Origin of the sequence: Haloferula sargassicola, from assembly GCF_040362925.1 — a bacterium.
Lineage (GTDB): Bacteria > Verrucomicrobiota > Verrucomicrobiia > Verrucomicrobiales > Akkermansiaceae > Haloferula > Haloferula sargassicola.
Genome location: NZ_BAABRI010000024.1, coordinates 64,423 through 73,071, shown reverse-complemented (window position 1 = coordinate 73,071; position 8,649 = coordinate 64,423). Strand labels below are relative to the sequence as shown.

The 8,649-nt window shown below is 57.7% G+C and carries 9 protein-coding genes; all 9 read left to right on the top strand.

The genetic code is table 11. From position 1 onward, the window contains the following. Nucleotides 1-139: 139 nt before the first annotated feature. The 9 genes from ABXH26_RS17990 (at nt 140) to ABXH26_RS17950 (ending at nt 8,114) form a co-directional block, all read left to right on the top strand. Nucleotides 140-637: a hypothetical protein gene (locus ABXH26_RS17990; protein WP_353568489.1), complete on the top strand. Its 498-nt coding sequence runs from the start codon at nt 140-142 to the stop codon at nt 635-637. A 102-nt stretch (nt 638-739) separates the two neighbouring features. Next, nucleotides 740-1,189 carry a DUF6389 family protein gene (locus tag ABXH26_RS17985; protein ID WP_353568488.1) on the top strand — a complete coding sequence of 150 codons (450 nt, stop codon included), beginning with the start codon at nt 740-742 and terminating at the stop codon, nt 1,187-1,189. 144 nt (nt 1,190-1,333) lie between these two features. After that, nucleotides 1,334-2,059 (top strand): hypothetical protein, encoded by a 726-nt coding sequence (locus tag ABXH26_RS17980; RefSeq protein ID WP_353568487.1) that lies wholly within the window; start codon nt 1,334-1,336, stop codon nt 2,057-2,059. A 41-nt stretch (nt 2,060-2,100) separates the two neighbouring features. Next, complete coding sequence (locus ABXH26_RS17975) at nt 2,101-3,063, top strand: hypothetical protein (RefSeq protein ID WP_353568486.1); 963 nt, start codon at nt 2,101-2,103, stop codon at nt 3,061-3,063. Nucleotides 3,064-3,201: 138 nt separating this feature from the next. Then, entirely contained in the window at nt 3,202-3,552 is a 351-nt protein-coding gene (locus ABXH26_RS17970; RefSeq protein ID WP_353568485.1) for a hypothetical protein, read from the top strand. Between the two features lie 92 nt (nt 3,553-3,644). Then, nucleotides 3,645-4,700: an IS110 family RNA-guided transposase gene (locus tag ABXH26_RS17965; protein ID WP_353568484.1), complete on the top strand. Its 1,056-nt coding sequence runs from the start codon at nt 3,645-3,647 to the stop codon at nt 4,698-4,700. 664 nt (nt 4,701-5,364) lie between these two features. Then, nucleotides 5,365-6,684, top strand: coding sequence for a group II intron reverse transcriptase/maturase (gene ltrA / locus ABXH26_RS17960; protein WP_353568483.1), 1,320 nt, complete (start codon nt 5,365-5,367; stop codon nt 6,682-6,684). 7 nt (nt 6,685-6,691) lie between these two features. Then, entirely contained in the window at nt 6,692-7,537 is an 846-nt protein-coding gene (locus tag ABXH26_RS17955) for a hypothetical protein (protein ID WP_353568482.1), read from the top strand. An 82-nt stretch (nt 7,538-7,619) separates the two neighbouring features. Further along, nucleotides 7,620-8,114: a hypothetical protein gene (locus ABXH26_RS17950; RefSeq protein ID WP_353568481.1), complete on the top strand. Its 495-nt coding sequence runs from the start codon at nt 7,620-7,622 to the stop codon at nt 8,112-8,114. Nucleotides 8,115-8,649 lie beyond the last annotated feature (535 nt).

The window sequence follows — 8,649 nt, the reverse complement described above, 5'->3', positions numbered from 1 at the left end:
GAACGCCGAACAAGGCGTGGGTGGCAACCCGCTACCCCGCCGCGAGTCGGAGATTGAACCGTGACCAGAAGCCTCTATTCTGAATCGGACTGGCGCCTCCGGTAGCGGGTGCCACCACTTTGACGTTCTGCAAAAATAGATGGGCCTCTTCGACTGGTTTGAACCTGATCCTCCTGTCCGGTGCCTCAAGTGCAAGACAGGAACCGTGCACGGTTGGCAAGAGAAGCACAGCGAGCACGGACTGTTCCTGTGGCGCCAGGGCATCGCTGCACCCGTTGATCAACCCATCGACGAAGAATGCAAGATTGAGGAGGAGAAGAGAGCGGCGAGACGCCTCCCTCAAGGCGACGACTTGGCGATCTACTATGGCGATTGTGATCAGTGCGGCACCACCTTCCCATACCGATTGAGGCTGAATTTCAGTGGAGACACATGGACCGGGTTTCAGGAGTCCGACGACGTCCGATTTGCTGATGAGATCGAGAGCGGGTGGCTCCAATGTCCCAAGTGCCTAGATGCTCAGCATCTCGGCGCAGGTCACTGGATGGTGGTCTGCCCGCACTGCCGAATCCTGTTGATGAAGCGTGATTCGGCGACGAAACAAATCGCAGAACAAGCCGGAGCACAGAACCCCTGACCCGCCGCGGGTTCAATCTGCCATGACCATTTCATCCTCAACCCGTAGTCGATGCCGCGCCCCCGGTCAGGGGTCCTGTGTCCTCTGACGTTCTGCTGAGAAATGACCGAATCGGAATACACCACGGAAGTGCGGTCTATCCTCGATCGACATACCGACGAGGCGCGATCTCAACTTGCCAAGCTGCCCGATCTTTTGCCTGACGCGGCGAGATCAATCGAGCTTACGATATTCGTAGATCAGGACGGCGAAGGATTTCTGACGGTTAGAGCAGCATTGGACGGCCCAGATCTCTACGTCATCAATAAGGCTATCGACGACTGCGCGCTTTTGTTCGACACGAAGATGGTGGACGGCGAGCTGGTTCCTCCGTTGCCGCTCATGGAACCATTCGACGAAGACTTCTCGGTTCATGATGCCCTCACTGATTGCGCTGCGGAGTGGTTGACCGAAGTCTGGAACGGAGCGTCATCGCGGGGTATTGGAGTTCCAGTCTCTATCCTTTCCCCAGATGGCTACGGCTCGAAGTGCCCCATCAAGCTTTCACCCTGAAAATGAAGAAGCAGAACAAGGCGTGGGTGGACAACCCGCTACCCCGCCGCGAGTCGGAGATTGAACCGTGATTAGAACCCTTTACCATCAGTCGGACTGGCGCTCCCGGTAGCGGGTGCCACCACTTCGACGTTCTGCCAAAAAATGAAGACGCTCGTTCCAGTGCTCATGCTCGCATTCGCCGTAAGCAGTCTTGCTGATGAGCCCGGTTGGACATCCGAGCAGCGGGCGGAGCAGCGCCAAGTCGTCGTGGATGCAACCGTGACGAAGATCGAGAAGGTGCGCGATCAACCGACTCCAAAGGTTGAATTGATGAGAGCAGTTCTTGAGGTTTCAGACGTCCGCAAGGGCAAGGAGCTTTTAGGCGGGTCCGACACGATCGAAGTCCTTTACGAGACATCCCCGCTGGGCGCCGGTTATCGGTGCCCGACATTCCCTGTCCTCAGCCTCAAGCAGCATGGCAGGTTTTATCTCCGTCACGACGAGGGGCTTTCCGAGGAGAAGGCATTCGTTCTCGGTATGGGGCGCGATGTGGAGGCGATCCCTTTAGATGCGGGGGCGGTGATGCCGAAGCTGACCGAGGCGCTCGCCAAGAATCCTTCATTCGATGACCTCGTCAGAATCCTCGGGGAGTCCCGTATGGACATCGGGAGCGGGATTCACGTCTTCGTTTACACGCTCGACCAAGGGCCATCAATTACTGTTGGGACGCCCGACAAGAAGAAGATTCTCTACGTTGACCGAGGAGAGAACCGCCTATACCCAATCAAGGCAGAACAAGCCGGCGCTGGACAACCCGCTACCCGATCCGAGTCGGATTCGGAGGGTGCCGATAAACCTCAACCTGAAGCGGAGGGGCGCTCCCGGTAGCGGGTGCCAGGCCTCTGACGTTCTCCAAATATCCCCCACGAATGACGCCCGAAGCACTCGAAAGCCAGTTCACCGCTGTCGCATCTGCTCTCAATGCTGAAGTGGGAAGTGCGAACTACTATCGGGGCCAAGTCGAGGGTGCACCTTTCCTCCTGAAGCTCATTTCGTCCGATCCTCCGGCCTACTTGATCAAGCTTCGGATGACCGAACCGCACAACCTTCGTTCGAGTTGGCCTGGAACGCTCTCTGAAGACTATGCTGATGCGAACATCGACTGCGAAATTGAGGGTGACTACATCTTTTTGTGGATTCGCGATGCCAGTTCCTTGGATGCTGCGGACGTAGTTGCTTTGGTGCGCTCGTGCGTGGAGCACCACGGCTCATATTTCCCTGAATCCATTGGTCACTGCTTTGATTGTGGCACTTCCGGAACTGCTTCGATCGTCCAGTCGAGTGCTTCTATCACCTCAATTTGCGAGGAGTGCCTTAGTAGGCGATCCGCAGCGCAGAAGTCAGAGGAAGTCCGCCTCAACGAATCGACCAGCTCGCTAGCCATCCTCCTTCCAGCCGCAATCGCTCTAAGTGCATTTGGCTGGGCGCTTTTTTGGTCGCTCTACGATGCTGCGTTCGCCGCGACCAATTCCGATCGAGTTTGGGCACCACAGATTGTCATTATCGCAGTGGTCCTCGGGGTTGGATTTGGTTTGGGGTGGCCTGTAGGGAAGCTTCTGCACCGGTCGGGGCTCGTGAAGCGCTTTTCACCTGGTTGGCTGGCTGCTTCAGCTTCATTTCTAGCATTGGTGTTGGGGGAGCTGCTCTTTGCGACGTATACGGTGCATCGTGTGACTGGAGCTTTTGATTTCGGGCTCGCCCTTAGCAACGTGGTTTTGATAGCCTCCGGAGACAACATTATGTATGCGCTGCTGAAGCTGGGCTTCGCGATCACCTTCGCTGCAGCAATTTTCCACATAGCTAAGCCGAAAGTCGCAAGACTCACGCTATAAAACAAATGGGGAGAACAAGGCATCGCTCCTAACACCTGCCCCGCCTCTAGTTCAATCCGCCATGACCGTTCAATCCATAATCCACAGTCGAAGCCTCGCCCCCGGGCAGGTGTAGGAGGATTTCGACGTTCGGCATAAATGACCAATCCATACGAAGGCCCAAAAGAGCAAGCGCGCGTTGATGACTGCGCAAAGAATCAAAACTGGTTATACCGCCGGAAAGATTTAAGGCTATATGGGTCGATGATCTGCTACGCGATTTTCTGGCTTGGGATCCTAGGATTTACGTGGAGTTCGTCGTCCGTGATTTCTACCGGAATCGTGATGGGGACGGTTGCTCCATTCGGAGCTCTACTTTCGCTGATCGTGATTCAGGCGAGCAGCAAGGAACGCTTTTCGGTCACCGCACTCGCAGCAGCGATCGCGGAATTGGGGGTAACTGCTTTGGCGGCAGTTCAGATTGCTGGAGAAGCATCGGCAGCATGCTAGAGTTTCCACGAACTGACAGAAAAGCCGAACAAGATTAGATGAGAAGGCAGGGAGGGCCATGACTGGCCTGATGGTGTATACTACCCCTTGCCATGAAAACGAACTCATCTACGACAACCATAGGAATCGACCTCGGCGATCGGAAGCACTCGATTTGCGTGCTCGCGGTTGATGGAAAAATCCTGGCGGAGACCACCCTCGCCAACACGCGGGAAGCCATGTCTCGTTTCTCGAAGAAATACCCTGGCGCTTTGGTCGTGATGGAGGTTGGGATGCAAAGTCCTTGGATCAGCCGCTTTTTTACTGATCTTGGCCACCGTGTATTGGTGGCCAATCCCCGCAAAGTCCGCGCGATCTACCAAAACGACCGGAAGTGCGATCGCAAGGACGCGGCGATGCTCGCCAAGCTGGCCCGGGCCGACGAAACCTTGCTGGCTCCGATCGAGCACGGCACCGAGCAAGCACAGCTCGACCTGCTTCAGGTCAAGCTGCGTGACAATCTGGTGCGCCAGCGGGTCGATGTGATTTCCGCGGTGCGCTTCACCCTCAAGAGCCTGGGTATCCGCCTGGGCTCGCCGAATACGAACTGCTTCGCCCGCCACGCACGGCGCGAGCTTGCGGAAGGAGACGCCGGGATTCTCGCGTTGATTGAGCCGTCGCTGATGGTCATTGAGACCATGACCGCTCAGATCAAGAAGCTCGACGGCGCGATTGCCGAACTCGCCGCAGAGTCTTACCCCGAGACAGAGGTTCTTACTCAGATCGCTGGCGTCGGTCCGATCACCTCGCTGACATTCATCCTGACCATCGGTGACCCGGAGCGCTTTCGACGACCGCGGGACATTGGAGCTTATCTCGGACTGGTGCCCAAGCGCGACCAGTCCGGCGACACCGACAAGCAGATGCGCATCAGCAAGGCCGGCGACACCTATCTTCGAAAGCTGCTGGTGGGTGCCGCGCAGTATGTGCTCGGACCCTTCGGTCCGGACACCACGCTGAAGAGGCACGGTCAAAAGCTTGCGGAACGGGGCGGGCCCCGAGCCAAGAAAAAGGCGGTGGTGGCCATCGCGCGCAAACTCGCCGTGCTGATGCTCGCCTTGTGGCGCGAGGAACAGATCTACAAACCGCTGCGCCACCGCGCTGCCTGAAGCACCAACCCATTTTCCGATGAAACAAGTTCGAAACGATTTGGAACGATCACGGTGCTGCGCCAGCACCGGCCATGCGCCGAGTGCGTGAACAAGAAAGTGACGTTCCTCCCTTTTATGGAAACACCGGATCAAAGCGTGCACCACGTCGATGAAAGCGACGATCCCGTCGTGACGAAGAGTGCGGATGGAAGCCTGAATCCACTGTTTCAATCCGATAGCCGGGGCTGCCGCCCCGCACCCCGCCGAGCTGGGGTCAGCTCGATCACCAACGAGTCGCCCCCAACCCCCGTCCGGGGGCTTCGCCCCTCCCGTCCCCCCAGAGAAGCGGGGGGATATCTCTTCAAGTCTGCAAGCCGCAGAAAACCAACCACCGAGACATGACCACTTGAAGTGAACTTCAAATTCGATTTGACTGCCTTCTCATGGAAGTCGCGGCTGGACAACCCGCTACCCCGCCGCGAGTCGGAGATTGAATCGTGACTAGAACCCTTTACCCTGAAGCGGGCTGGCGCTCCCGGTAGCGGACATGCAGGGCCGCCGGGAATCAGATCCGCCCATAGTAGTCCGAGACGGGAAAGCCGATCCCATGGCAAAGGAGCGGGCGGATGGACAACGCGGACAGAGCACTCACGCGAGAGGACGGACGACCCTCCCATCAAGCGTGTCAAGCACCCTGTCCGCCCTGGAAACCAAGGCGGCGAAAGACCCGGAGCATCGCTTCCGGTCGCTTGCCCGCCTGCTCGACCGGCAGATGCTCGGCGAGGCATTTCACCGACTCAAACGCAAGGCCGCGCCGGGAATCGACGGCATGGTCCACAGCGAGTATGTGAAGCGCCTCGATGAAAACCTGCTTGAGTTGGAATCGCGCCTGAAGGCCGGGAAGTACCGAGCCCAGCCCGTCAGACGCCGGTGGATCGGAAAGCCCGGCAGCCCCAAGAAGCGGCCGCTGGGGATCCCCGTGTTGGAAGACAAGATCGTCCAGCAAGCCGTCAAGATGATCCTCGAACCGATCTGGGAGAAGGATTTCCGCGACGAAAGCATCGGGTATCGTCCCGGACGCAAGCCCCGCCTGGCCAGCCAGGAACTTGGGGAAGCGCTCGATGACGGGACCTACCGCTGGGTCGTGGAGGCCGACATCCGGGCGTTCTTCGACCACATCGACCACGACTGGCTGGTGCGCATGCTCGAAACCCGCGTGGCCGATCGCGGCCTCATCCGGATCATCCGCAAATGGCTCAAGGCCGGAGTGATGGAAGAAGGTTGGTGGACGCCCTCGACCGAGGGCACCCCGCAGGGCGGCATCATTAGCCCCCTGCTCGCCAACATCTATCTGCACTTCGTCCAAGACCTGTGGATCGCGAAGGTGGTGGCCAAGGAAAGTCGCGGAGAGGTCATGTTTCGGAGATATGCCGATGACAGCATCGTCTGTTTCGAGAGAAAGGAAGATGCCGAGGCCTATCTTGCGGCCCTGCCGGAAAGGTTGAAGAAATTCGGCCTGAGTCTGGCGGAGGAAAAGAGCGCGCTGGTGAAGTTCAACCGGTGGGAGCCGGAGAAGAGCGGGAAATTCACGTTTCTCGGCTTCGATTTCCACTGGAAACGGAGCCGGCGCAACCGTCGGCACGTCCGCGTGAGACGGACGACCAGCAAGAAGAAGTTCCGCGCGACCCTGCGAGGGCTGAAGGACTGGCTGAAGGCCTCGCGCAGCGTGCCGCTGCGCGACCAGGTCGTCACGCTGTCCCGCAAGCTGCAAGGGCACTGGAACTACTTCGGAGTGATCGGGAATTCGGTGCGGTTGTGGCAACTGCTGCACCAGGTCCGGCGCTTGGCCTTCAAATGGTGGAACCGCCGCAGCCAGCGGCGCAGCTTCACCTGGGCGGAGTTTGCCGAGGCCTGGGAGCGGTGGAAGATGCCGCGGCCGAAGATTGTGGAAACCCCGTTACCCTGGAGCTGGCGGGAGGCTCGACAAGCCGGGAGAGCATGAGTAAACGATGAAGTCCGAAACCGAAACCAACGGCGTCGCGGAATCGAAGCGCGTCCATCCGAGGAGCCCGGTGCGGTCATTCCGCACGCCGGGATCTGCGAGGGGGGCGCCGGATGACCGGCGTCCCTACCTCAATCGCCAAAAAATGAAGGGGCCTATTCCCATATTCTGTGCCGTGATCCTGGCTCTTCTCGGCTCTGCTGACGCAAACCCGATAGCGATCAACGGTGAGTCGATCATTGAGAAGGCGTGGGAGCGCTGCCTTGTCTACATGGATGGCAGCACAGCCAGAGTGTCGTGCGCAGTTGGCTACGTCACTGAGAAGCGAGCCACGGCTGATCTCTATTTCACGGTGCCCGTTTACTGGCCTGCAGGAGAGAGTGTCGATCTGGAGCGCGCAGCGCAGGTGATTGCACCTCGGATTGAGTGTGATGGAACCGTATATATGCCAACCAGTGTAAGGCTCGCATCCGACGTTTTGCCTCCACTCGATGATGACCCGCCATTGGACAGAGTGAAGATTGACTGCGATTTCCTGATCAAGTTCCCGAAGGGCAACGGATTCTCCTTCGTTGCATCCTACAATCAGCCTCTCATTTCCGGCACTGCATATTATCTTCCACTCTTCGAGCGTGATCCCACGCCCGAGAAGGCAAAGAGGTTTACGATTACGTTCTTCCCCTCAGGTTTTGGTGAACTTGAGCTGCTCAGTAAGCACGAGGATAGAGCGAAGGCGCTTAGGACGCGGGTGACTATCACTCCAAAACACCGAGAACTGATTGCCGTCAGAATCAAACAAGGCGAACAAGGCGCGACTGGACAACCCGCTACCCCGCCGCGAGTCGGAGATTGAACCGTGATGAGAACCCTTTACTCTGAGTCGGACTGGCGCTCCCGGTAGCGGGTGCCAGCGCTCAAACGTTAGCCTCAAGAATATGAAATCTCGATTTTTCGCGTTCCTTTTCAGCTTTTTTATCTCGCTTCCGGCGATTGCCGCTGAGATTCCGCAAGCTCTCACCGTCAAGGCGCCCGCCACCTGGAAAGTGGAGTATAAGGGTGATGACGGCATACAATTCTACACCATTACCCGGAAGGATGGAGACCATGCCTTACTGATGTTTTCTCGATGGCCAGTTTCAGGCAATGTCGACCAGATACCAGAATATATGAAGCAGATTGCCGATGGGTTCTTGGTCGAAGCTGACAAGAACGATGAGATCAAGATCAAGGCCAAAGAATACAAGATTGAGAAGATTGAGGGGGACGAGTTTTCAGGTGCTTTTGTTCTCTTCTCCATCGAAGGTGGGTTCACCCAAGCCATGTTTATGTTTGGGGACAATGAGGGAATATGGAACGGGCAGTTTACTGGCACGCCGGAGCGGTGGGCAGATGCAATCGAGATCCTCAAGTCACTAAAAAACAAAGGCTAACAAGGCGTGGGTGGCAACCCGCTACCCCGCCGCGAGTCGAAGATTGAACCATGACTAGAACCCCTTACCCTGAGTCGGACTGGCGCTCCCGGTAGTGGGTGCCACCACTTCGACGTTGTGCGCCGAGCGAAGCGAGGCGCTTCTGATCTGGTGAGAGTCCAGATATGACAAAACCTAGCCAGTAGTCATTACCGAGTGTTGCGATGAAGTCAGCTAACCCATGGAAATGTCGCGGGAGAAACCGCGTGAACAACGAAATCCCGGAGGATGTGCCCGTCACGTCCCATGGATGGGGAAACGGCTTTATCGAAGCGTACACAGACTGCCAAGCACGGAGTGCGATCCAACCGCGCAGCCTGACCGCAGGTCCCGAAGGGGACAAAATCCGGCAGGCCACAGGGCGTCTCGCAAGCGCCTGAAGGTTGATACAGCCCCGTAAGAGTGCGATGCGGAAGGCGACCTGCTAACGTTACAGGGAAGCCAGCACCGAAGGATGCGTCACAGGCGAGTGTCCCAAGGTTCCGTCGGGGTCGAG